This is a genomic window from Eggerthella sp. BIOML-A4 (assembly GCF_009875575.1).
In the GTDB taxonomy this organism is placed as follows: Bacteria; Actinomycetota; Coriobacteriia; order Coriobacteriales; family Eggerthellaceae; genus Eggerthella; species Eggerthella lenta.
Genome location: NZ_WWRX01000020.1, coordinates 1 through 23,794, shown reverse-complemented (window position 1 = coordinate 23,794; position 23,794 = coordinate 1). Strand labels below are relative to the sequence as shown.

At 62.9% G+C, this 23,794-nt stretch carries 19 protein-coding genes and 1 pseudogene; 6 read left to right on the top strand and 14 right to left on the bottom strand.

The window, feature by feature from the left end; genetic code table 11:
* Positions 1-45 precede the first annotated feature (45 nt).
* From GT613_RS14320 to GT613_RS14295, 6 genes are all read right to left on the bottom strand, one after another.
* Positions 46-918: a MaoC/PaaZ C-terminal domain-containing protein gene (locus GT613_RS14320; RefSeq protein ID WP_015760805.1), complete on the bottom strand. Its 873-nt coding sequence runs from the start codon at positions 916-918 to the stop codon at positions 46-48.
* 258 nt (positions 919-1,176) lie between these two features.
* Positions 1,177-2,790 carry a crotonobetaine/carnitine-CoA ligase gene (gene caiC / locus GT613_RS14315; protein WP_240132901.1) on the bottom strand — a complete coding sequence of 538 codons (1,614 nt, stop codon included), beginning with the start codon at positions 2,788-2,790 and terminating at the stop codon, positions 1,177-1,179.
* 145 nt (positions 2,791-2,935) lie between these two features.
* Positions 2,936-4,147, bottom strand: a complete 1,212-nt coding sequence (gene caiB / locus GT613_RS14310; RefSeq protein WP_015760807.1) for an L-carnitine CoA-transferase — start codon at positions 4,145-4,147, stop codon at positions 2,936-2,938.
* A gap of 174 nt (positions 4,148-4,321) precedes the next feature.
* Positions 4,322-5,473, bottom strand: a complete 1,152-nt coding sequence (caiA, locus tag GT613_RS14305; protein WP_009304354.1) for a crotonobetainyl-CoA dehydrogenase — start codon at positions 5,471-5,473, stop codon at positions 4,322-4,324.
* Between the two features lie 77 nt (positions 5,474-5,550).
* Positions 5,551-6,546: an acetyl esterase gene (gene aes / locus GT613_RS14300; RefSeq protein WP_161172689.1), complete on the bottom strand. Its 996-nt coding sequence runs from the start codon at positions 6,544-6,546 to the stop codon at positions 5,551-5,553.
* A 115-nt stretch (positions 6,547-6,661) separates the two neighbouring features.
* Positions 6,662-7,978, bottom strand: a complete 1,317-nt coding sequence (locus GT613_RS14295) for an MFS transporter (RefSeq protein ID WP_009304352.1) — start codon at positions 7,976-7,978, stop codon at positions 6,662-6,664.
* 355 nt (positions 7,979-8,333) lie between these two features.
* On the opposite strand from GT613_RS14295, the gene GT613_RS14290 reads away from it, so the two are divergent.
* Complete coding sequence (locus GT613_RS14290; protein ID WP_229065486.1) at positions 8,334-9,743, top strand: LuxR C-terminal-related transcriptional regulator; 1,410 nt, start codon at positions 8,334-8,336, stop codon at positions 9,741-9,743.
* A 158-nt stretch (positions 9,744-9,901) separates the two neighbouring features.
* Positions 9,902-10,372 carry a hypothetical protein gene (locus GT613_RS14285; RefSeq protein WP_009609283.1) on the top strand — a complete coding sequence of 157 codons (471 nt, stop codon included), beginning with the start codon at positions 9,902-9,904 and terminating at the stop codon, positions 10,370-10,372.
* 81 nt (positions 10,373-10,453) lie between these two features.
* Here the strand turns inward: GT613_RS14285 and GT613_RS14280 are convergent, their stop codons facing one another.
* Positions 10,454-11,758 carry an MFS transporter gene (locus GT613_RS14280; RefSeq protein ID WP_157666221.1) on the bottom strand — a complete coding sequence of 435 codons (1,305 nt, stop codon included), beginning with the start codon at positions 11,756-11,758 and terminating at the stop codon, positions 10,454-10,456.
* Between the two features lie 545 nt (positions 11,759-12,303).
* On the opposite strand from GT613_RS14280, the gene GT613_RS14275 reads away from it, so the two are divergent.
* The 4 genes from GT613_RS14275 to GT613_RS14260 all read left to right on the top strand — a co-directional run bounded on the left by GT613_RS14275 (position 12,304) and on the right by GT613_RS14260 (position 17,293).
* Positions 12,304-13,491, top strand: a complete 1,188-nt coding sequence (locus GT613_RS14275; protein ID WP_009609281.1) for an acyl-CoA dehydrogenase family protein — start codon at positions 12,304-12,306, stop codon at positions 13,489-13,491.
* Positions 13,492-13,597: 106 nt separating this feature from the next.
* The gene (locus tag GT613_RS14270) at positions 13,598-14,833 is read left to right on the top strand and encodes a CaiB/BaiF CoA-transferase family protein (protein ID WP_086414525.1); all 1,236 of its coding nucleotides are present in this window, start codon (positions 13,598-13,600) and stop codon (positions 14,831-14,833) included.
* Between the two features lie 127 nt (positions 14,834-14,960).
* The gene (fadK, locus tag GT613_RS14265) at positions 14,961-16,649 is read left to right on the top strand and encodes a medium-chain fatty-acid--CoA ligase (protein WP_009609297.1); all 1,689 of its coding nucleotides are present in this window, start codon (positions 14,961-14,963) and stop codon (positions 16,647-16,649) included.
* Positions 16,646-17,293, top strand: coding sequence for a hypothetical protein (locus tag GT613_RS14260; RefSeq protein ID WP_009609295.1), 648 nt, complete (start codon positions 16,646-16,648; stop codon positions 17,291-17,293). Before fadK ends, GT613_RS14260 begins: the two co-directional genes overlap by 4 nt.
* Here GT613_RS14260 and GT613_RS14255 read toward each other — a convergent pair.
* The 7 genes and pseudogenes from GT613_RS14255 to GT613_RS15590 form a co-directional block, all read right to left on the bottom strand.
* Positions 17,256-18,173 (bottom strand): LysR family transcriptional regulator, encoded by a 918-nt coding sequence (locus GT613_RS14255; protein ID WP_161172687.1) that lies wholly within the window; start codon positions 18,171-18,173, stop codon positions 17,256-17,258. The genes GT613_RS14260 and GT613_RS14255 overlap by 38 nt on opposite strands.
* 184 nt (positions 18,174-18,357) lie before the next feature.
* Entirely contained in the window at positions 18,358-19,653 is a 1,296-nt protein-coding gene (locus tag GT613_RS14250) for a CynX/NimT family MFS transporter (RefSeq protein WP_009609246.1), read from the bottom strand.
* A 329-nt stretch (positions 19,654-19,982) separates the two neighbouring features.
* Positions 19,983-21,134, bottom strand: a complete 1,152-nt coding sequence (locus tag GT613_RS14245) for an acyl-CoA dehydrogenase family protein (protein WP_086414524.1) — start codon at positions 21,132-21,134, stop codon at positions 19,983-19,985.
* Positions 21,135-21,323: 189 nt separating this feature from the next.
* Positions 21,324-21,779: a PaaI family thioesterase gene (locus tag GT613_RS14240; protein WP_161172686.1), complete on the bottom strand. Its 456-nt coding sequence runs from the start codon at positions 21,777-21,779 to the stop codon at positions 21,324-21,326.
* Positions 21,780-21,896: 117 nt separating this feature from the next.
* Entirely contained in the window at positions 21,897-22,196 is a 300-nt protein-coding gene (locus GT613_RS14235) for a 4Fe-4S dicluster domain-containing protein (protein ID WP_009609249.1), read from the bottom strand.
* Complete coding sequence (locus tag GT613_RS14230) at positions 22,193-23,494, bottom strand: FAD-dependent oxidoreductase (RefSeq protein WP_370516133.1); 1,302 nt, start codon at positions 23,492-23,494, stop codon at positions 22,193-22,195. Before GT613_RS14230 ends, GT613_RS14235 begins: the two co-directional genes overlap by 4 nt.
* Positions 23,495-23,678: 184 nt before the next feature.
* Positions 23,679-23,794 (bottom strand): annotated as a pseudogene (locus GT613_RS15590) (electron transfer flavoprotein subunit alpha/FixB family protein); the annotation flags it as partial.

Genomic DNA, 23,794 nt, shown 5'->3' with positions numbered 1-23,794 from the left:
TTCGACTCCGGCCTGCGACCGGCGCTCAGGATGGCAACCTGCGGCTTACTCCCACTCGCAGATGCCGAAGTTCAGGTGCGGCTTGGCGCCGGTCTCGTCGGCGTCGGCATCGACCAGCTGGAAGCGGATCTCGTTGTCGCCCACCTTCCACATGCGGGTCTGCAGCGTGGTGCCCGGCAGCACCGGCGAGGTGATGCGGGTCTTGAACCGCTTCATGCGCTCCGGCTCGCCCGGGAAGAACGAGCTGATGATGTGGCGCATCGTGAAGCCGCCCAAGCTCACGCCGTGGGCGATGGGACGAGCAAGCCCCGTCTGCTCGGTGTAGGCGAAGTCGATGTGCTGCTGGTGCCAGTCGCCCATGAGACGGTAGATCAGCGGCATGTTGAGCGGCATCGTCTCCTCCACCACGGCGTCGGGCGCGCGGTCGGGCATCTCCACGATGTCCTTCGGGGGCTTGGGGCCTCCCCAACCGCCGTCGTAGATGCACACGTCCCAGGTCTCGGTCTCGCACAGAAGCGTGCCGTCGGAGGAGTAGGAGCGTCCGGTCTGCTTCGAGAGGCACCCGCGGCCCTCGCCGCGGTCGTACAGCGCGTCCTGGGTGACGAACGTCTCGATGCGGTCGTTCATCTTGAAGGGCGCGTGCAGCTTGATCTCGAAGCCGTAGTGCAGCGAGCCGTCGTAGTCGTAGCCGTAGTCCAGCGTGCGCGTCATCTCCTCGTGCACGGTCAGCGGCGCGCCGAAGATGGGCAGCACCTTGAGATCGGGGTTCGCGGCGTCCCCCTCGTTCACGTACTCGAGGTCCGTCTTCCCGTCGTAGCCCGCGTTGCAGCCCAGCGCGCAGATCTCCAGGTCCTTGAATGTGTACTCCCTTACGAACGGCCCGAACTCCTTACCCACGATCTCAGTGCTGATAGCCATAGTCCCTCTCCTTATCTCCCAAGTCCCCAAAAAGGGTACTCATTCACCAGGTTCACTCGTACGTGCCACGGTCGAATCCCCCGCTGCGCTTGCCGTAGGGTCGCAAACGAAAAGAGGCGAGGTCGAGGGCATCGGGCGGCACCCACCAAGCGAGTTTCCCCTTCGGGGACTTGCTCCGCTTCGCTCCGCGGCGCCGCAGCGCAGCGAGGACTGTCTGAGCGACTGGGCGCTGCCCGATGCCCTCGACCGTCCCGCAGGTCATTTCAACAATTTCTTCTCGATTTTCATGGAGCACGTGCGGGGGAAGCTGTCGACGATCTCCACGTACGAGGGGACCTTGAACCCCGCCATGTGCTCCTCGCAGTACGCGAGCACCTCCTCCTCGGTGATCCGCGCGCCTGCGGCCGGCAGCACGAAGGCCTTCACGGCCTGGTCGCGGATGGGATCGGGCACGCCGATGACCGCGGCCTCGGCGATGCGCGGGTGGCCTGCCAGCACGTTCTCCAGCTCGGTGGTGGAGATGTTCTCCCCCGCCCGCTTGATCATGTTCACCTTGCGGTCGACGAAGAAGAACCAGCCGTCCTCGTCCACGTACCCCTTGTCGCCGGTCTTCAGCCAGCCGTCCTCGGTGAACGTGCGCGCCGTGGCCTCGGGGTCGTTGAAGTACTCCTTCATGATGGTGCGGCCGCGCACGCCCCTCACCTGGATTTCGCCTACCTCGCCCGGGTCGGCCTGCGTGCCGTCCTCGCGCGTGATGCGCACCTCGTAGCCAAGTCCCGCGCGTCCCACGGAAGGCCCCCGGCGCGCGCCGGGGGGCGGGTCGGTGAGCACCCAGCCGATGGACTCGGTGGAGCCGTACGTGTTCATGAGCGACACGCCGAAGCGCTGCTCGAACGCCTCCTTCTCGGCGTCGGACACCGGCAGGAAGTAGAGGATCTCGCGCAGCTCGTGGTTGCGGTCGTCGGGCGAGGCGGGCTGCAGCATGAGCGTGCGCAGCATCATGGCCACGCACTGCGTGACGGTTGCCTTGAACTCGCGGATCTGCGACCAGAAGCGGCTGGCGCTGTACTTCTCCACCACGATGAGCGTGGCGCCCACGGTGAGCACCGGCATGAGCGCGGCCAGCTGGAAGTTGGAATGGCAGGCGGGCATGGTGGTGAGCAGGCGGTCGTTCTTCGTCAGCGCGACCTCCCAGTCGCCATACAAGCCGCTGAACAGGATGTTCGCATGCGTGAGCACCACGCCCTTCGGGCGCGAGGTGGTGCCGGACGTGAAGATGATCTCGGCCGGGTCGTCGGCGCTCAGCGGGCGCACCTCGTCGAGCTCGGCCGCCGCCTCGGCGCGCAGCCGCGAGAAGTCGTGCAGGGACCCGTCGCGCTCGAGGGCGGCGCGCGCTTCTTCGACGCCCTCGACCTTGTCGTCGTGCGTGCGCGCCACCAGCACGCCCTTGGGGCAATACGGGCCGCTGTCGCGCACGGCGCGGTACAGGCCGAGGAACTTCGGCTCAACCACCGCGCACGAGGCCTCGGTACGCTCGAGCACGAACGCGGCTTCCTCCACCAGGTACTGCTCGTTCATGGGCACCATGACGGCGCCGATCTTCGCCAACCCGAACAGGCACATCATGAACTCGGGGCACGTGCACAGCTGCACGGCCACGCGCTCGCCAGCCGCGACCCCCATCGAGAGGAACACGTTGGCCGCCCGGTCGATCTCCTCGTTGAACGCGCGATACGTGTACGTGCTGGTCGAACCCGTGCGATCGCGGAAGAGGAGGAACTCGCGCTCGCCGCACGCGGCCACGAGGCCGTCCCACAGGCTGCGCACCGTTTCGTTTCCCACGATGTCGGTCAATCGTCTCACCTTTTCCATCCGTCGATCCCCTGGTAATCCGCACGATGCCGTCGTCGAGGGCCCTCGCCCGCAAGGGCGGCATCGTGCGGATGCGCGGCGAGTTCTGCCGGCCGCGCATCCGACGTGGCGCCCGGGAAGCGATTCCCGGACGCGAGGTACCGCGTTAGCCGATCTTCACGACGCCGGCCGCGGCCAGCTCGTCGATCTGCTCCTGCGTGTAGCCCAGCTTCGTCATGACGTCGACGGTGTCGCCGCCCTGATGCGGCATCGGACGCCAGATCTGACCCGGGTTGTTCTTGAACTTCGGGAACACGCCGAGGCCGTGGAAGGTCTCGCCGTCGACCGTCTCCCAGTCGACCCACGTGTTGCGCAAGCGCAGGTGCTCTTCTTCCACGAGGTCTTCCATGTCGTTGACCACCTGCACGGCAATGCGGTGCGCGGCGAAGTCCTCTTCGATGTCGTACTTCGAGTTGGCCAGGCAGTACTCTTCGAACGCCTTCTGGATCTCGTCGGCGTGCGGGTTGGACAGCCACAGGCCGCTCGTGTCCTCGGGGATGTCCTCGGTGCCCCAGAGATGCCCCAGGCCGATGGTCTCGAGGAAGTACTTGTTCTGGTCGACGCCGTACAGGCACACGCCCAGGAAGCCGTCCTTGCACTTGAACTCGCCGATGCCGCAGAGGTTCTGGTTGCGGGCGCCCGGACGAGGCCACTTGATGCCCTCGTTAAGGTAGTCGACCAGGTAGTACTGGCCGATGGCCAGAAGCGTCTCGTACATGGCCAAATCGATGCTCTCGCCCTTGCCGGACTTCTCGGCCTTGTACAGGGCCGCCAGCGCCGAGGAGGCGATCATCAGCGTGTTGAAGTAGTCGCCCGCGTAGGGTCCGGGGAGCATGGGCTGCTCCTCCGTGCCGTTCTGCATGATGATGCCGGAGTAGGCCATCACCGTCAGGTCGTAGGCGGCGCGCTTCACCATCTTGGGGTCGCCCTCCTGGCCGAAGCCGGAGACGTGTACGATGACCATCTTGGGGTTGAGCTCCCACAGCACGTCGTCGGTGATGCCCTTGCGAGCCCACGTGCCGCCCTTGGAGGCCTCCATGAAGATGTCGGCGTCCTTCACGAGGTCGAAGAACACCTTCTTGCCCTCTTCGGAGAAGTAGTTCAGGGCCACGGAGCGCTGGTTGCGGCGCTCGGCCTGCTTCACGTACGCGGTGTCGCGGATAGTGTCGCCCGCGCCCGTGTTCTCGAGCCAGACGACGTCGGCACCCCAGTCGGCCATGAGGTCGGCGGCCTTCGGGCAGGCCAGCTCCACTGCCGCGTACACGACCTTGACGCCGTCGAGCGGGCCGTACGAGGGCTTTTCGGTAGGAATTGCCATAGTTGAATCCTCCTTGAATGGTGACGGCTTGCCGTGGCGGCCGGCTAGCGGTTCAGAACCCGAAGTCATTCGGACACGGCCGATAGGCCGCTTACCTCATTGACCTCGGAACCTTCACCGCTATCCGACTCGCCACGACAGCCCTGTCCAATACTGACTAAACGGAGCTCCTGCTTACTTCTGCTTGTACTTGATGGAGGCGCCCTTGGAGGTGGCGAGGATCATCATCTCGTCGGTGCCGCCGGAGACGCGGTCGACGCGCAGGTCGCGCCAGATGCGGTTGATGCGATGCTCAGAAGCCACGGCGATGCCGCCCATGATCTGCATGGCGTCATCGGTCACTTCGAAGGAGGCGTTGGCGCAGTAGTACTTGCACATGGCGGCAGCGGCCGGGTCGAAGTTGCCGTCGTTGTTGTCGGCGTTCCAGGCGGCCTCATACAGCATGTTCTTCATGTTCGTCAGCTTGATGCACATATCGGTGATCTTGATCTGGTTGAGCTGGAAGCGGCTGATGGGCTTCCCGAAGGCGATGCGGCTGTTCGCGTGCGCCATAGCATCCTCGAAGGCGCAGATGGCGGTGCCGTAGTCGCAGGCGCCCACGAGCCAGCGCTCGAAGTTGAAGTCGGACACGCCGCGCATGAAGCCGTTGCCCTCTTTGCCGAAGATGTCCTTCTCCTCAAGCTCCACGTTGTCCATGTAGACCTCGCAGCAGCTGTCCATGCGCAGGCCCAGCTTGGTCAGCGGGGACAGCTTCACGCCCGGCTTGGACATATCGAGGAAGAACTCGGTGAACATGGTCGGGTCGTCGGCGTTCTTCGCCATGATGACGAGGTACTTCACACCGGCCGAGGAGGTGATGAAGGTCTTGGTGCCGTTGAGGTAGATCTTGCCGTTCTCGCGCTTGTAGGTGGTGGCCAGCGCGCCCACGTCGGAACCGGCGCCCGGCTCGGTGCAGGCCGAGTTCCAGATCTGCTCGCCGGAGCCCAGCGTGCTCATGACGGCCTCGATCTGCTCTTCGGTGCCCTCGCGGATGATGGTCTCGAAGCCGGGCAGCTGGTACAGCACGTAGGTGGGGGCGCCGTACTTGCCCAGGATCTCGTACACGGCCATCAGCGTCACGCAGGGCTGCTCCAGGCCCAGGCCGCCGTGGCTCTCGGGGAGCATGATCTGGTCGAAGCCCAGCTCGCAGAGGCCCTTCACCCAGCGCAGCGGGTACTCGTGCTTCTCGTCGCACTCGTGGAAGTAGGTCTCCCAGTTCTCGCTCTCCATGTACTCGCGGTAGCTATCGACGATAAGCTCCTGCTCGTCCGTCAACTTGAAATCCATGACGATCCTCCTTTTAGTGTTTGTGCAACGGGGCTGATCCCCCGCTGTAGCCTTGATTGGTCTTCCGGCTGCGGCGCCTACAGCCCCAGCTGCTCGCGGTAGAAGGTCGCGCCGTGCTCGAGGGCGTCGTTTGCCGCATCGAGCATCTTGGTGTAGTGCAGAAACGCGTGGATGACGCCTTCGAACACCTCGTAGCGGACGGGCGTGCCGTACTGCTCGCAGATGGCTGCCAGCGTGGCGCTGTCGTCGCGCAGCGGGTCGTACTCGGCCGCCGCGATGTAGCAGGCCGGCATGTCGCGCTCCAGGTCGTTCAGGAACAGGTTCGCGTAGGGGCTGGCCGCCAGCTCGGCGGGGTCGTTCGCGTACATCTGCATGTAGAACTGCCAGTCGGCCTCGGTAAGCCCGTCCCACGGACCGCCCAGAAGGCGCATCGAGGACGAGTCGGTCAGGCCGAACCAGCCGTAGTACAGAAGGCAGCACTTCACGAAGTCGCTTGCGCCTTTCTTCTCGCGCAGGTACATCGTGGCCGCAAGGCCCAGATGCGCGCCGCCGGAGTCACCGGCGAAGGACAGGCGCTCGCCGTCGATGCCGTGACGGGCGCCCTGCTCGTGCAGGTAGGAGGCCACGGCGGCCACCTCCTCCACCGCGCTGGGGAACTTGGCCTCGGGCGACAGACGGTAGTCGACGGCCACCACCGGCACGCCGGCATGGCTTGCCAGGACGCGGCACACGCGGTCGTGCGTGTCGAGGTTGCCCAGCACGAACCCGCCGCCGTGCACGTACACGATGGCCGGCATGGCGGGCTCCCCTGCCGCACGGCCAGCAGCGGCTGCAGCCGTGGGATAGTAGTAGCGCACCGGAATGGCGCCGTAGGGGCCGTCCACCTCGGCATCGAGCTTCTCGGCCATGACCGGTCCGCCCTCGCACCAGAACGCGCGGCCGGCCACGTAGTTCTCGCGCATTTTCTCGAAGCCCACGCTGGTATCGTTCGCGTCGCCCGCCAGCTCATCCTCTTTGGCGAGCACGGCCTTCATCTGCGGGTTGATCTTCGAGAGCACGTCGAGCTTGTTCATTGCAACCTTCTTTCGCGAACCGATCGATGCGGGATGGTGGATCCGGTGGAACAACGGGATCGAGACGCGGGGACGCTGCTTGCAGCGGCGCGCCCCCGCGCTCGCTGGCGGCGCGTTACGCCTTGGCGGACTCGCCGTCCTCTGCGGCCGCGACCGCGTCGGAGGCGCCGAAGTGCTTCTTGATGGAGCGGAGCAGCATGACCAGCGCGATGCAGCCGATGACGCCGAACATGATCTCGAAGCCGAAGATGCTGGAGAACGCTGCCGTGCCCTGGGCGTCGATCATGCCGCCGTACCAGGTGTGGATGAACACGTCAGGCAGGAAGCCGATGACGGACAGCAGGCCGGAGGCGGTGCCGAAGATGGCCATGGGGATCTTGACCTCGGACAGCGGCGAGGAGCCGATGGAGAAGGCGCCGTAGGTGGTGAAGCCGAACACGACCACGAGGATGGAGGCGACCATGGCGCCGGAGGGATCCTGCGGGAACAGAATGAAGCCGACGAGCACCGCGATGGACAGGATGAAGCCGCCCAGGATGGTCTTCGAGGGGCTCTTGATCTTCGTGGCGATGAAGCCGACGATGGGGCCGGCGATGAGGCCGATGCCGTAGGTGCGGATGAGGCCGACGATGTTCACGAGGTTGCCGTCGGCGTTGAAGCACTGCGTGAGGTACGGCGTGGTGTAGGTAGCGCCCTGGTACACGGCGTAGCAGGCGAAGTATGCGACGCAGGCCCAGATGACGCCGGGGTGCTTGATGGCCTGGATGGCCTCCTTGACGCTGAACAGCTTGGCGTCCTTGTTGATCTCGCCCTTGAAGTCGGGGATGATGAAGAAGGAGACGACGCCCAGGACGGCGATGACGACGCCCAGGAAGATGAGCATGGCCTGCACGCCCGCGGAGCCGGAGATGGCCGCGATGATGCCGGCGTTGATGAGGCCGATGACGAGGCCGGTGACGCCGTAGATGGAGTAGCTGATGCCGATCTTGGAGGCGTACTCGTTCTCCTCGCAGCACAGGCGGATGACCTTGAAGCGCGTGCCCCACCACACGAGGATGGAGGTGACGCCCATGAGCACGAACAGGATCAGGCAGATCTGCACGGAAGGCAGCATGGCGTACACGAACACGAGAACGGCGGTGGCGATGAAACCGACCCATGCCAGCGTGCGCATGCGGAACTTGTCGGCCACGATGCCAGAGGGCAGGTAGCAGATCATGGCGGCGATGCCGTAGGCCGACACCATGAGGCCGAGGTCGGCGTTGGTGGCGCCGAGCGCCTGCATCAGCGGATCGTAGAAGACGTTCTTCAGATACATCGGCGCGTAGATGATCGACGAGCCCATGGAGATGAGCACGACGAGCGCCCACTTGTGCAGGGTGGAGAGCTCCTTGTAGGTAACCTCTCCCTTGCTCTTGGCAAGCAGTGACATCCTTACTTCCTTTCTCCTTGTCTGCGCCCGGTCTCTCAGTCGGTCGCCGGCACGTTCATGGCGGCGACCGGCGGTGAACCGAGCCGTTGGGTGCATTCTGTTCGCAGACTGTGGTTTTGCCATCGCAAAATCCCCACTAATTGGCCTAATACTTACTTTCTTGCGAGGCGTTACCGAAGAATTAGTGATAGATTCTCGCCGTGATGAATAAGGCGGAGGCATTGGGAGCCACCCTGCGAAAGGGCAGCTCAACGGCATCATCATCCATCGCTAACGGGAGATAGGAAGGGTGGTCGGCTTTATGACGCTCCAATCGGCAGCACCGTCGGACCGGAAAACGGGAAAAGAGGGGTACTTGACGGATCTTGCGACTCGTCCTGCGCTGAAATACGTGGGATTCGCGTTGCTTTTAGCATGGCACTACGCTCTATGGTTCGTCCCGCACATGTTCACGCAGACCGAACTGCTGGACGAGCGCGTCACCATCTCCTGGCTGGTGAACTTGGGCGCCACCGTGGTCTCGCTGCTGCTCATCGCGTTCGCGCTGGGGCGCAAGCGGCACCTCTCGGCCTACCGTTGGCTCTACGTGGCCGCGCCGGCGCTCACCTGCCTTGCAACGTTGGCGATATGCCTGATTCCTCAAGTGTTCACGGTGCCCGGCCTCGCCTACGCGCTGTCCTTCTTTCTCGGCATCACCGAATCGGTCATGTGGATCCTCTGGGGCGAGCGCTACGCCTGCGTGAAGGCGAACTTCACCCTCCGCCACATCGGCACGACGTTCGGCCTGACGCTGCTCGGAACCATCATCCTGGCGTGGGTGCTGCCCTCGTACGTGACGACGGCGTTCGTCTCACTGCTGCCCATCGCCTCCGGCATGCTGCTGGTGGCCGCTCGCCGCGACGGCTCGCGGGCGTTTCCGGTGCTGTTGCCGAAGAGCGCGGCCCAGGGCGGTCTCAAGAACATGGTCGCGGTGAGCATCATCACCTTCCTGGCCAGCGTCGCGTGCTATTTCCTCGTGGCCATCATCCCCTGGGAGGTGCTGCCCACCGGAGACGTCAGCTTCACGTTGGGCATCCTCGGAGGGGCGGCCATCATGCTGGGCATCGCCGGCATCAGCATCGCGTCGAAGGACAAGGCCAGCATATTCAAGATGTTCCCCTGGCTGCTGGTGCTGCTGATCGCGGCGTTCGCGCTGTTCCTGGCCGACGAGGTGGCGTTCTTCCCCGCCTTCATCATGGCGACCGGCATCTCGTCGCTGCTGGAAATCCTGCTCATCATGTACTTCGGCATCCTCACCTCGAAAGGCTACGTGACGCCGGCCGTAGCGTTCGCCTTCTCCGGCGCGTTCGTGCGCGCGGGCATCGCCGTAGGCAATACGTGGGCCGTAGGCTACGAGCACGCCCCCGAGCTGGCCTTCGCCATCACGCCCGAGACGTGCCTGGGGCTCATGTGCGTGCTGGCCGTGCTGCTGGTGCCGCTGGTGCGCCAGGAGTTCAACATCGTGGCGCTGACGGCCGCGCCGCCCACGAAGGCCGAGATCGACGAGATCTGCTCCGAGGTGGCCAAGGAGTTCAGCCTGTCGGGGCGCGAGGCCGAGATCCTCGTGCTCATCGCGCGCGGCTACACCACGAACAACATGGCCGAGAAGCTGGTGATATCGCCGTACACCGTGAACACCCACGTGCGGCACATCTACGAGAAGATGCAGATCCACAAGCGCAGCGAGCTGCTGAACTACCTCAACATGCAGCGCAGCGATTTCTAGAAGGCCCGGACGCGAACCGGATAGATCAGGACAATTATCCGTCGCAGGACGCTTTCACAGCTGGTAGATTTGAGGTCTCCGAAGCTCGTCGCATAAAAGCGCCCTGAAGAGGCAGGTGCTTCAGGGCGCCGGCGACCGATAGAAAGGATCCCGAAACCATGCTCCCAGACGAAAGCAGCGCCGGTTTGGCGATGGCCGCCGGCTTGGCGGCCGCGATGGCCGGCGCGGAGGGGCCCCGCTACGTCGAAGCGCCCGACGGGACGCGCATCCTCTTCTTCGAGCGATCGAACATCTCGCATGACGAAGGATGCGATGTCGCCCGCATCGTGCTCTCCGGATGCTTCTCCATCAACGGCGACATGCTCCTCGACCGACGAGGCGAACCCGTGGAAGGCGGCTTCGAGGCGATGTTCGACGGTCCGGGCGACCCGGTGAGCGCGTGGGCGTGGCTCGCCGAAGCCGTCGACGACGGCGTGCGCGAGAAGTTCGAAGCCGTGTTCGGCTCGACGTTCTCCGAAGACGGCCTTCGCATGGACATCGGGCCGGAGGCGTTCTTGCTGTTCTCTGACTCGAACTGCTGGTGCGCCTTCGATGACGAGGACGACTCCGAGCTGCTTTTCGACCTCTAGGGGCGCGACCTCGAACACGACGGAGGGGCCGACGGATCGTCCGTCGGCCCCTCCGTCGTTCGCGGCAGCTTCGGGCGCCGCCTACAGCTTCTCCAAATACACCCTTCGCCCGGCGTAGTACGCCACGTTGAATCCCAAGTAGATGACCACGATGCTGGCCAGCCCCACGATGAAGAACGCGTCCCATCCGGCGTTCTGGTAGATCAGCGCCAAGCCCGACGCGGCGAAGGCTCCCACCAGGTTCACGGGAATCAACACGACCGAGTAGATCCTATCGTAGTCCTTGCTGCCGAAGATCAAACGCGTGAGGTACGGCAGGAGCGTGGTGACGAACGGGTAGATCAGGCCGTACAGCATGCCGCCGCCGAACAGCACCGGCAGGATCACCGCCTCGCCGCCGATCCAGATTCCGGAGAGGCCCAGGAACCCGCCGACGCATCCTATGACGAGCGCCAGCTGGATGGAGCGCGACTCCAACGCGCCGATCAGCACCTTGCCGCCGGCCATGCCCGCCATCGTGAAAGCCTCCAACGTCCCCGACATGACCATGAGGGCGCCGACGGCTTGCAGCGTCTCGCGGTCGACGGCGACGAAGCTTTGGTAGTACGTCGTGAAGTGCTGCGGGAAGATGCCGCCGATGTTCGCCATGCACCCGGCGAAGACGAGCGCGAAGAAGTACCACTTCCGAAACGCCTGCTTGGCGGGAATGCCGGGCAGCGCGTCGCCGGCGCCGTCGACCTGCGCGACCGAAGGCTCGAGCACTGCGCCGTACGCCTTCAGCCCGACGTCCTCCGGATGCGATCGGATGGCGAACAGCGTGAACGGGACGGACAGCGCGAAGGCCACGAGGCCGAGCACGAGGTACACCTCGCGCCATCCGGAGAGGTCCGCGCCCAGCAGGAACTGCCCCACCAGGTTGAGCACGGCGCCGCCCACGCCGGTCATCGCGTAGGACAGGCCGATGACCAGCCCGAGCCTCTTGCTGAACCAGCGGTTCAGCAAGCTGGCCACCATCAGCCAAAGCAGCGTGATTTCGCCGAAGCCTATCAGCACGCCCGAAAGGTACCACTGCCACAGCTCGGTGTAGAACGACATGGCCGCGAAACCCAGGCTGGTCGAACACGCCGCGGCCGTGCAGACGATGCGCATGTCGAAACGCTGCAGCAGCCTTCCGACCGGAGCCGACAGCACGACCTCGGTCAAATACACGATGGTCATGTACAGGGACACGTCGAACACGTCCACCCCTAGGTACTGGGACACGGGCCTGTAGCATAGGCCCGGAACGCTGAACGCGACCGCTGCGCATCCGAACGTGCAGAACACGCAGGTCGCGAGCACTCCCCAGTGCCGCATCGTCATCCTCTGGGTTGCAACGGCGTTCATGCGCAACACTCCCCCTCTATATATAGATCGACCTGCCCGCGCGTCTCCCCGCGCGAACCCGAACCGCCTCCGCGCCGTTTCCCATAGCGCAGGACGAGACATCGCCCTCAGTATCCGACATGGCGCGCATGATTGTGACGGTCAGAAACGCGGATCTGGGCAAGGCTGAGCTTGTCGTTTGTTACCCATATTCCCGTTCTTGTGGCAGGTTGTTGTTTGACAGTCATCGATCGATCCATATTTGTGCAGGTTCACAAATCTTTTCGCGCTGCAAGAGGGTGATCACAAGGACGCGAAAACCACACAGTATCTCGTTTTTGTACCGTTAATCGACATCGCATCTGCCTGCAACCCGCCCGATTCGGCCCCGTTTCACGTGGGGTTTCCGAAAAACGACGCGATCGATAGACCGCATCTATCGAAATCGCCCTTCAAACGAAGGAACCGGGCATTAGACGCGGGCCTGCCGAGGGCGCAGAATGACCTCATCAGATGGTGCCGCCATCGGAATGCAAGGCTCGAAACCTTAGGAAAAGGAGGGTCACATGAGCAAGTTGACCGAAGAGCAGTTCGAGGCCTACCTCAAGCAGATCCGCGAGTTGGTCGAGGGGCCGCTCGAGGAGATGCAGCCGGAGATCGAGGTGACCAACAAGTTCCCCCAGGAGTTCTACGATCTGGCGATCAAGAACGACCTGTACCGCTTCGCGCTGCCCTCGCAGTACGGCGGATGGGATCTGTCGGAGCTCGACATCCTCAGGGTCCAGGAGGAGTTCTCCCGCGGCCCGGGCGGCATGCGCATGCACCTGCACTACGCTGCCGACCTGAACTGGCGCATCCTTGACGACTACGGCTCGGACGAGCTCAAGGCCCAGTACATGGACAAGTTCCAGGACAAGACCGTGTTCACCTGCTTCGCCCTGACCGAGCAGTCCGGCGGCACCGGCGCCGACATCCACACGACGGCCGAGAAGGACGAGAACGGCGACTACATCCTCAACGGCGAGAAGTGGCTGATCTCCCACACCGACTGCTGCGAGTTCGCGTACGTCATCGCCGTGACCGACCCGGAGAAGCAGGGCGACGAGCGCCTGTCCGCCTTCTTCGTGCCGTGCGACACCCCCGGCTACGAGACCACCCCGATGCCCCACATGATGGGCGCTCGCGGCGCGGCCCACACCGGCCTCAAGTTCACGAACATGAAGCTTGACAAGAAGTACCTGCTGGGCGAAGAAGGCCAGGGCATGGAAATCGCCATCCACTCCCTCTCCGTCTCCCGCGCCCACATCGCCGCTTCCAACCTCGGCATGTGCCAGCGCATGCTGGAGATGAGCCTCGCCCGCGCCAACGATCGCGTCACGTTCGGCAAGCCCATCGCCACGCGCCAGATGATCAAGCGCGAGATCGCCGAGATGCAGACCTACACGCACGCCCTGCGCTGCATGGTGTACGACTTCGGCCGCGAGTACGACAAGGATCCGAACGGCAAGTACATCGAGGAGAAGGCCGCCATGTGCAAGCTGTTCTCGATCTACTCCACCCGCATCGTCTCCGACGGCATGCTCGAGATCTTCGGCGGCGACGGCTACTTCGAGGACTCCCCCTACGGCCCCGTTGAGCGCATGTACCGCGACGCACGCGCCATGTGGCTTGAGGAAGGCGCCCCGAACGTCCAGCGCATCACCATCGCCCGCAACTGCCAGAAGTTCGGCGGCAAGGTCGAGTACCAGCTCTAACCCTTTAGCGCTCCGCGCACGAGAACGAACCTTATCTTACATGAAGGGTTATCTGCCGCCGGTGGATAACCCTTCTTCTGTATCGCTCTTAGTATGGAGGATAGCAATGAAACCATTGGAGGGTATCAAAGTCGTCGATCTGACCAGCTACCTGGCCGCTCCCACCACCGGACGCGTGCTTGCGGAGTGGGGAGCCGACGTCGTGAAGGTGGAGTCGTTCGGAGGAGATCCCGCGCGTCGCCAGGCGGGCGTGTTCAACATGCCCATGGCCGATGACGAGAACCTGGCGTTCGACTACGCCAACTTCGGCAAAAAGTTCATGACGCTCAACTTGAAGAGCGAGACGGGCATGGACGTCATGATGAAGCTTCTGGCCGAGGCCGACGTCTTCTTGACCAGCAACCGCACCAAGTCGCTCGTCAAGATGGGGCTGGATTACGAGACGCTGCACGAGAAGTTCCCGAAGCTGGTGTACGCCCAGGTGACCGGATACGGCGACAAGGGCCCCGAAAAGGACGCCGCCGGATTCGACGTGACCTGCTACATGGCGCGCGGCGGCGTGTTCGGCACCACCGTGAACCGCGGCGACGCCCCGCTCATCCCCACCAACGGGCTGGGCGACTTCAGCGTCTCCCTGTTCCTCGCCGCCGGCATCGCCGCGGCCCTGTACGGCCGCACCGCCACGGGCACGGGCGACCGCGTCAGCGTGCCGTTGCAGCACGCCGGCCTGTACACGCTGTCCACCGGCATCATCTCGGCGCAGTACGGCAACGCCTACCCCAAGAACCGCCGCGAAGTGCCCAACCCCTTCAACAACATGTACTGCTGCGCGGACGGCAAGTGGGTGTGCGTGTGCCTCCCCGAGTACGACCGCGACTTCGAGAAGATCTGCACGGCGCTCGAAATCGATCCGCAGGAGTTCTTCGCCATCGATCCCGAGGCGAACATCTGCGCCAAGGTGAACGAGAAGTCTTTGAACCAGCAGGTCGTCGACCTGCTGGACGCGAACTTCAAGAAGTACACGCAGGCCCAGATCCTCGAGACGTTCAAGGCCAACGACATGCCTTGCGAGCCCGCCGCCACGCCGACGGACATCTACGAGGACCAGAACTGCTGGGACAACGACATGCTGGTCAAGATCCCCTACCCCTCGGGAGACCGTATCATGGCCACGAGCCCCGTCCACTTCGACTCCATGCCCGGTGCGCCCGAGTACAAGAACTACGGGAACATGGGCGAGCAGACCTTCGACATCATGAAGGAGCTCGGCTACACCGACGAGCAGATCGCCGCCGCCGTGGAGGCGGGCGAAGTTCGCGGAAGCACGTCCATCTTCGCATAAGGGGCCGACAAGAAGGCCGGACGAGCTGCGAGGCGCGCCCGGCCTTCTCGCATCGCAGCTCGTTCTCGGGTGCGCGCGAGCGCGCCCACCCGAGAACGACGGGCTGCGCAATCGCAAGGAGACGGGAATGATAACGAACCTGAAGATCGACGAAGAGCGCAAGCGGCTGTACTATCAGCAGGGGTATTGGACGGAAGAGACGCTCTACGACGTTTGGAACCGGCAGGCCCGGGCCTGCGCCGACCGCGAGTACGTCGTGGACGACCGCGGCAACCGCTACACCTACGCCTACGTGGACGACGCGGCGGCGCGCCTGGCTTCCTGGCTGAAGGACGTCGGCGTCGAAGAGGGCGACGTGGTCAGCTTCCAGATGCCCGTATGGGCGGAGTTCTGCATCGTGTACGTCGCATGCCTGAAGGCTGGGGCCGTCATGCACCCGCTGTCGCGCGCATTCAACGAACGAGACTTGCGCTACGTGCTCAACCAGGTGAAAAGCGCCGCGTTCATCTGCCCGGCGTTCTCGCGAGGATGCCGTTTCGACGCCCAGATCGAGTCCGTCGAAGCAGACGTCCCCTCGCTTAAAGGCGTCGCTGTATTCGATCGCGACCGGTCGGCCATCTCCACCTTTCCCCTCGTCGAGCGCATCCTGGAAAGCTACGAGCCGCTCAAAGAGAAGCCTCAGCGCACGACAGCCGACGACGCCGCCCTCATCCTCGCTACGTCGGGTACGACGGGCAACCCGAAAGCCGTCCTTCTCACGCACAACAACCTGCTGTTCTCGGAACGAGCGTTCACCGAAGAGCTGGAGCTCACGTCCGACGATGTCATGTTCATGCCTGCGCCGCTCAATCACGCCACCGGCTTCAACCACGGCCTGCTTTCCCCCCTGCTGCTGGGAGGAAAAGCCGTACTGCAAGAAAAATTCGACGCCGAAAGCGCGATCGACCTCATGAACGTCGAAGGTGTCACCTGGTCCATGGGCGCCACGCCTTTCATCTACGACTTGCTGGGAGCAATGGAGCGCACGGGCAAGCGCCCGACGAAGCTGCGCTTCTATCTGTGCGGCGGAGCCCCCGTCCCCGGAACGATGGTTCACAGGGCACGGGAGAAGGGCATCGTACTATGTGAAGTGTACGGGTCCACCGAAAGCTGCCCGCATGTGTACGTTCCGCCCGCCTACGCGCTCGGCTGGAACGGGAAGTTCTCAGGACGCCCCTTCAAAGGGATCGAAGTGCGCGTGGTGGACGAGCAGGGCCGCGACGTACCGACCGGCATGCAAGGCGAAGAGCTCTCGCGCGGACCGAACGTGTTCGTGGGCTACCTCGGCAATCCTGAAGCAACCGACGAAGCGCTCAGCTCGGACGGCTGGTTCGCAAGCGGCGACCTGTGCTCGATGGACGATCGCGGACGCATCCGAATCAACGGCAGGCGCAAGGAGATCATCATCCGAGGCGGTGAGAACATCAGCGCCGCCGAAGTGGACGAAGCGGTAACCGGATGTCCCGGCATCGGAAGCCATGCAACCATCGGCATGCCCGATCCGCGACTCGGTGAGCGCATTTGCCTGTTCGCCGTCGCGTCCGGCGAGGCGCGTCCCAGCGTGACCGACGTTGCGGACTTCCTAAAAGGCCGCAACGTGCAAAAACGCCTTTGGCCAGAACGCATCGAATACGTCGATCGCATCCCGATGACCGAAAGCGGGAAAGTCAAACGCAACTGGCTATCCGATATCCTCGCCGAACGCCTGCTATCGAACGAGCGCGCCCTACGCGACAGCTCGCTTGCAAGCACGCAGCCTGAAAGGGACGAACGATGATCGAGCAAAAGTACAGCGTCACACGCACGCGTGCCACATGGAAGCCCCGCATCGCCGACGACGACCTCCCCTTCTATCGCTGCCCCGAATGCGGGCGCGTGCTTCAGGGAATCGCAGGCAGCCTCCCGGGATCGTTTTCGGACGGCCTGCGCAATCCGATGGCCGAGCCCCCCTATGCGCACGACATGCAGGCCCTCCCGACATGCTGCGGGAGCGCGCTTGAGCGCATGGAGCTAACGGAACTCGATGCGCTGCCCGAGGGCATCGAGTTCGATTACCGCATCCTCGGGGGATTCAACAGCAACGCCGTGGAATGCTCGTGGCGCATCAGCGACGACCGCTTCCGCATTCAGTGGATAGCTTTGAAGACGTTCACCGGTTCGCAGCTGAAGTACGTCCTGCCGAAGAAGCGCTCTCCTTTGCTGTTCGCCTTGGCCGACGAGGACGCGTACGTGTATTGCGACAAGGACGTCTGCCTGGAATGCACGTTCATGTGCAAACGCGGGTTCGTCTTCTACGTAGGCGTCGAGGACATGCAAGACGGAACCCACCGCACGTCCGATCAAAATGGCGCGCCCCTCACGTCCCTCATCGTCCGCCTCCCCCTTACGAGAATGTCCCCGTACTGGGAATCGCGCCCTTAGGGGGCACGTAGTCCGACGTGAACTCGATGAAGCTCTCTACAGCGCGGCTTCTGAACGCATCGCGTTTATACACCATATAGATGCGGTGAAAATCCTGCGGGATGTCCTCTATGGGAATGATAACGATATCGCTGAACGACTTCAGGCCGATAGTCAGCGTAGCCAAGCCAACGGCGCGCGGATCGGCCTGAACCATGCCCCCCAACGAGATCTCATTCTCATATTCCTGCACGGCCGACACGCCGAACTCCTCCAACGCGTCGTTGACGTTCTCGCCTATGGGCGTTCCGCGGCGATAGGTGTACACCAAGCGCCCGCGCAAATCCCCCAGCGAGACGCTTTTCAGATGAGCGATAGGATTCGACGGTGCAACGAAGGCAACCAGCTGATGGGACACCACGTGCTCGAAGCATAGATCGGGCTTGTTGGGAACCTTGGCCGTGAACGCCACGTCGTATTCGTCGCGTTCGAGCGCCTCCACCAACGGCGTCGAAAACCCCTGAAACAGGTTGAACTTCACCGTTTGCCCGTATTGGGCATGGTAGTCGCGCAACAACATGGGTAAATAATCGCCCTGCACCGTGTAAATGGCGCCGATGTTCACCGTACCGCTCAACTTGCCGTTGTACTCCTGCGCCAGAGCCACCCCTTTGTCGATCTCGCGCAAGCCGCGCTTGACGTGTTCGGCAAAAGCGCGACCGAGCGGCGTGAGCTTCATGCGACGCCCTTCCCTCTCGAACAAGGGAGCCCCCAATTCGGCCTCGAGCGATTTAATAGCGTGAGAAAGCGAAGGCTGGGTGATGTAAAGCTCTTTGGCAGCGTTCGCGTAATGCTGCATCTCGGACAGCTTGGCGAAGTAATACAGCTGAGAAAGGTTCATGCGCGCTCCGTTCGTCGGCCGACAGCTCTACCTAGCAAATCGCACACGAAAACGCACCTCCCCGTAGTAGGCCCCGTATCCATGATTCAAGAAAACCCCTTGGCGGTATTATATCACCGAAAAAACGATCCCGCCTGTTGACAGGCGGGATCGAAGCACTTGAGTCACGCTATTGCAAGAACCGTTATTCGGTCCACTGAGCCTGGACGCTCTTCTGCTTGCCGAAGGCGTACAGACCGCACAGCAGCACGACCACCTGGCCGACGATACCGACGATGAACACGCTGTCGTAACCGAAATTCGAACCGAGGAACGCCCAGATAGTGGCACCGAAAGCGCCCATGAGGTTGACGAACACGGACACGCGAGAGTAGATCTCGGAGTATTCGCGAGTGCCGAACACCTGGCGCACCACGATGGGGCACAGCACCACGGCGCTGGCAAAGAAGAAGCCGTAGATGCAGGCACCGGCGTACAGAGCGATCTCGGACTGAACCCCCAGCCACACCAGCAAGATGCCCGCAACGCCCGCGACGAACGCGGTGATCATCGTGACCTTGGCATTCTTGTCAGCGAAACCGCCCATGGCCACCTTGGAGATCGCCTGGGCGACCATGACGGCAACGGACATGACGCCGCCGACCACGGCCACGTCGTAGGCAACAGTGCCCGCCGCACCCAGCGAGCGCATGTAGGACGGGAACTGCGGCGCGATGATGGTCAGGAAGTTGATGATGCCCGCATAGATGAACACAGCGTAGAACACGGGGCTCTTCATGGCTTTGGAAGCAGACAGGCCCTTCGCCTTCTCTACCGTGCCGTCCTCGGCGATCTCGGCGCCGTAGGGCTGCAGGCCCACTTCCTCGGGCGTAGAGCGGATGCAGAACAAGGTGAACGGAAGCGAAGTAGCCAGCGCCACGATTCCCCAAATCAGATAGATGGTCTGATACGACGTGCCGCTAGAGTTCAGCGCGGTGAACAACGAGTTCCAGATAGCGCCACCGACGCCCGTCATAGCCATGCAGATACCGATGAAGAAACCGGCGCTCTTCTTGAACCAGCGGTTCATGAGCGTAGGGATAGCGAGCCACAGGATGGAGATTTCGCCCAAGCCCAGAAGCACGCCAGAGATGTAGAACTGCCAGATCTCGGTGTAAATGCTCATAAGGATGAACGCGATGCCCACCAACGCGGCAGACACGCTCAGTATGATGCGAATGTCCATCTTCTGAATAAGCTTGCCCGCCATCGGGGACACCACGGTCATCGTCAGATACAGAACGGTGATGTAGAGCGCGAAGGGAGCCGTATCGATCGCGCCAGTGGAGGTAACCATGCCCATGGCCTCCGACACGACCGGCTGGAAGTTCGTCCACGTCGAAAACGTGAGCGCCGAGCACCCGAAGGTGAGCATGATGCCGGTGATGATGAGCAGCACATGCCGTGAGCTCATCTTGGCCTTTTGCGTTGCAGTACTCAAGGGAAATCCTCCTTCTTGGTTCGCTCGGCTATCCGCACCCCGCCATCGCTTTCCGCGACGTCCACGATAAGCAGGTGCACACAGCCGAACGAGATCTGGTAATGAACGCACTGAGAACGAACCCTTGAGTCACAAGATAAGACCTTGGTTACGAAAATGGGACCAACAGTTTGACCTATATGGGTAAACATTCGTACTTTGCATGAGTGCAGAGCGAGTCGATAGACGACCGAACGAAAAAGAGCCCCGCCGACTTCGGGTCTTGTGATCGGCAGGGCTCTTTTTCGGTTTTGCGACGCAGGGGCCAAGAACGACTTCGCGAACGCGCCCTACGCGTACTTCTCCATGATGAGCGGTGCCGCGACGTACACCATGATCTGGTCGGTCCCCTCGGCCATCTGGAAGCCTCGGCAGTCCTGCCATATGGACGAGACGCGCTCGTTTCGCGTGTACCCGCGACCTCCGAATATCTGCATCGCGTCGCTCGCAACCTCCGTGGCGGCTTCGGGCACGTAACGCTTCATCAAAGCCACGCCCAGGCGGTCACCGCAACCGCGGTCGAGTTTCCACGCGTTCTTGTACACGGAGTTGCGCATGTTGTCTAGCTTGACCTCCATGTCCGTGAGCATCTGCTCGATCTGCTGGAAATTCGCGATCTGGGTTCCGAAGGCCGTGCGCGTGCGCGCATAGGCTACCGCATCCTCCATGGCGGCTTGCGCCAGACCGAGCGCCGTGGCGCACGAGAACAGCCTGCCGATCTCGAATAGATGGAACAGCTGCGGAAACCCGGCCTGCTTTCCGTGCAAACGGTACGGCTCGTCCAAGCGGACGTTCTCGAACACGACGGTGGAAAACGGCAGTATGGATTGGCCAATCTTCTGAACCGGATACACCTTGATACCGGGCAGATCATGAGGAACGAGCCAAAACGACAGCGCCGGATGCTTTCCCGTCGACGCATCCCGATCGATGGCCGCAACGAGCAAATAAGGCGCGTACTCCCCGTTGTTCACGAATGTCTTCGTTCCGTTGAGAACCAGCCGTCCGTCGATGGTGCGAGCAGACGTGCGCATACTCATGGTGTCCGAACCGCCCTCGGGCTCGGATATAGCAAGGGCGAACGCCAACCGCCCTTCGGTCTGGTACCCCGTTCGAACGAACTCAAACTGCCCGGACCCGGCGAACTCCTCCATGATTTGAAGGTTCAGAAAGTCGTTCGGGAACGGCAGAGCCGCCCCCGAAACACGGGCGAGCTCCTCCAGAACAAGCGTCTGCGCCATAGTGTCGTACGTCACATGGTCGCGACGATGAATAACGCCGAAGCCATTGAAATCGAGGTTCACGAAATCACGCACCACCTCGTCGGGCAAACCGGCATCGTGTTGCCACTGGCGAACAGCCTCACATGTAAAATGCTGCTCGCCGAATTCGCGCACCGTCGCAATAAGCTTCTCGTATTCAGGTGCGAGATCGAAATCCATGATGCGGCCCCTTTCGCTGTCCATGATGGTTCACATCAGGCAGAGTGTAGCCTATGCGCTGAATCACGTCGACGAAACAAGAGAAAAGCAGCGAAAGAAGCCCATCAAAAAGCCCATATTGGGTAAATGTCTCGCCATCTACGCAAAGAAGAGGTGCATGGAATCGAATTACCATCGCCGAGGATGCGACTACACGACACCGGAATTGCGCCCAAGGAGAGGCTCAGGCAGAGGATCGCCAGGATCGATCGTGCCCGTCACATGCAAAAGCGCGTTCGACAACAGGCACGTGCGACCATCCTCGTCTTTGATGGACGTTTCCACCAGCACAGAGGTCGCACCGGCATGGACGACGGAAGCCTCTATACGGATCGAGCCGCCCAGCTTCACGCTGCGCGTGAAATTAAGACTGACCTGCTGGGTGACCACGCGCTTACCCAGCGACCAGGCCGCCATGCACGCCGCCACGTCGACGAGCTGCATGAGATAGCCCCCGTGCGCGCAACGGTATAGATTTGAAGCACCGTCGGGCACTGTTACCACGTTGCGCACGAACCCGGGGCGAACCTCGTCGTTGCGCACGGCATCGAATCCGCGCAGATCGCTGAGATGGTTCAAGCACCCCTCGCGAAGATAACGTTCCATAAACTGCAACTCCTCGATCTTGCCGATTCCTACCTGAGGGCCCCGACGACGCTGAACGCCGGAACCCTCAGGAGCGCCCTGATTGAGGCGATCTCCGTCCAGAGCGCGTGCGGTTCCTTACCCGAAGCGGTACTCCACGCCCATCGTGGGCTGGGGGTTCTCCCACTTCTTCACGATGGTGTCTCCGCAGGCGATGCGGCAGGTGCCGCACTCCAGGCAGCCGGCGTAGTCGAAGCTGGTCGCCCCGTTCTCGTCGATCTTGTAGAGCGCCGCCGGGCACACGCGCACGAGCTTCTTGAACTCCTCGATGTCGGGGTCGTCGGCCAGCTCGATGTGCGCGCTCTCCTCGTCCACCTCGTACTTGTCGATGGCGAGGAACTCGTCGACGTTGACCGTGATGTCGCAAATCCCGCTCATAGGGCCTTCACCGCGCCTCTCACTTCCTTGGCGAGCTTGAACAGCCCGCGCTGCTTCACGATGGGCATCATGCGCTTCATCAGCGGCTTCTGGGGTTTTCCGTCCACGCTGAACATGGTGTTGAAGACGTCCTTGACCATGACCGGGTACTCGGTGAACATGCGGTCCCAGCCCTCCATGACGTGGGGCCACTTGGAGAAGGTCTTGAGGTCCTGGATGACGAAGGAGCCCTCCATCTTCGTCCTGTAGGAGGACAGGCCCGCCTCGCTCACGTCGCCCTTGTCGATGGCCTCGACCGCGGCCTCGCCCGCCATGCGGCCCGACGCCACGGCGAAGTCCATGCCGCGCACCTGGTAGCCCATGTTCATGCAGAGGCCCGCCGTCTCGCCGGCCACCAGGCAGCCGTCGAACACGTACTTCGGGATCATGTTGTAGCCGCCCTCGGGCACCATGTGGCCCGAGTGCTCGACCACCTTCGCGCCGCGGATGATGGGCGCGACCGCCGGATGGTTCTTGAAGTCCTCGAGCATCTGGTAGACGGGGTGGGGGTTGGAGGCGTCCATGGCCGTGGAGATCGTGGCCACGAGGCCCAGGCTGATGGAGTCCTTGTTCGTGTACAGGAAGCCGCCGCCGACCTTGCCGTGCGTGCAGTCGCCGACAAACAACATCGAGGCGCCCTCGCCTTGCGGGACCAGGAAGCGGTCCTCGATCTGGGAGGCGGGCAGCTCGAACACCTGCTTGACGCCGACGGCCATCTGCGAGGGCTTCGGGCGGGGGTTGCCCAGGCACTTCTCCGACAGGATGGGGTTCACGCCCTCGGCGAGCACCGTCACCTGCGCGGTGATCTCGTCCTCGCCGGCGCGCACGCCGACGACCCTGCCGCTCTCGTCGCGGATGAGCTCCTCGACGGCGATGCCGCAGATGTACTCGGCGCCGGCGTCCTCGGCCTTCGAGGCCAGCCACTGGTCGAAGGGCGCGCGCAGGACGCTGTAGGAGTCCTTGCCCTCCTCTGCGAGCTCCGGGCTCGTGAAGTCGACCGCCGTCTGCGAGGCCGGGTCCATGAGCGCGATGCGCTCGTGGGTGATCTTGCGCTCGAGCGGCGCCTCGGACTCGAAGTCCGGGAACACCTCCTTCAGGCTGTGCGAGTAGATGCGCCCGCCGGTCATGTTCTTCGCGCCGGCGAAGTTGCCGCGCTCGACCACGAGCACGCTCTTGCCCGCCGAGGCCGCCGTGTAGGCCGCCACCGCGCCCGCGCACCCCGAGCCCACGACGATGATGTCGAAATCGGTCTCAGACACGTTCCTCTCCTCTCTCTCTTTTCTCATCAACACGGTAAGGGCGCCCTGCCGCCATGTCGCGGAGTCGAAGGGCGCAGAAGAAGGGAAGGGGCCTGCGGCGCCCACCAAGCGAGTTCCGCAGCGAAGCGAGGACTGTCTGAGCGACTGGGCGTTGCCGACCCCTTCCCGGGCGGGTCTAACGGTCTTACAGCGCCGCGACCAGCTTCGGCAGGACGTCCTTGACGTCGCCCACGATGCCGTAGTCGCACTGCTTGAACACCGGAGCGTTCTTGTCCTTGTTGATGGCGAACATCGTGCCAG

Coding starts and splice junctions, on each gene's coding strand:
- GT613_RS14320 (WP_015760805.1), bottom strand. CDS start 918: ATGGCTATCAGCACTGAGATCGTGGGTAAGGAGTTCGGGCCGTTCGTA.
- caiC (WP_240132901.1), bottom strand. CDS start 2,790: ATGGAAAAGGTGAGACGATTGACCGACATCGTGGGAAACGAAACGGTG.
- caiB (WP_015760807.1), bottom strand. CDS start 4,147: ATGGCAATTCCTACCGAAAAGCCCTCGTACGGCCCGCTCGACGGCGTC.
- caiA (WP_009304354.1), bottom strand. CDS start 5,473: ATGGATTTCAAGTTGACGGACGAGCAGGAGCTTATCGTCGATAGCTAC.
- aes (WP_161172689.1), bottom strand. CDS start 6,546: ATGAACAAGCTCGACGTGCTCTCGAAGATCAACCCGCAGATGAAGGCC.
- GT613_RS14295 (WP_009304352.1), bottom strand. CDS start 7,978: ATGTCACTGCTTGCCAAGAGCAAGGGAGAGGTTACCTACAAGGAGCTC.
- GT613_RS14285 (WP_009609283.1), top strand. CDS start 9,902: ATGCTCCCAGACGAAAGCAGCGCCGGTTTGGCGATGGCCGCCGGCTTG.
- GT613_RS14280 (WP_157666221.1), bottom strand. CDS start 11,758: ATGAACGCCGTTGCAACCCAGAGGATGACGATGCGGCACTGGGGAGTG.
- GT613_RS14275 (WP_009609281.1), top strand. CDS start 12,304: ATGAGCAAGTTGACCGAAGAGCAGTTCGAGGCCTACCTCAAGCAGATC.
- GT613_RS14270 (WP_086414525.1), top strand. CDS start 13,598: ATGAAACCATTGGAGGGTATCAAAGTCGTCGATCTGACCAGCTACCTG.
- fadK (WP_009609297.1), top strand. CDS start 14,961: ATGATAACGAACCTGAAGATCGACGAAGAGCGCAAGCGGCTGTACTAT.
- GT613_RS14260 (WP_009609295.1), top strand. CDS start 16,646: ATGATCGAGCAAAAGTACAGCGTCACACGCACGCGTGCCACATGGAAG.
- GT613_RS14255 (WP_161172687.1), bottom strand. CDS start 18,173: ATGAACCTTTCTCAGCTGTATTACTTCGCCAAGCTGTCCGAGATGCAG.
- GT613_RS14245 (WP_086414524.1), bottom strand. CDS start 21,134: ATGGATTTCGATCTCGCACCTGAATACGAGAAGCTTATTGCGACGGTG.
- GT613_RS14240 (WP_161172686.1), bottom strand. CDS start 21,779: ATGGAACGTTATCTTCGCGAGGGGTGCTTGAACCATCTCAGCGATCTG.
- GT613_RS14235 (WP_009609249.1), bottom strand. CDS start 22,196: ATGAGCGGGATTTGCGACATCACGGTCAACGTCGACGAGTTCCTCGCC.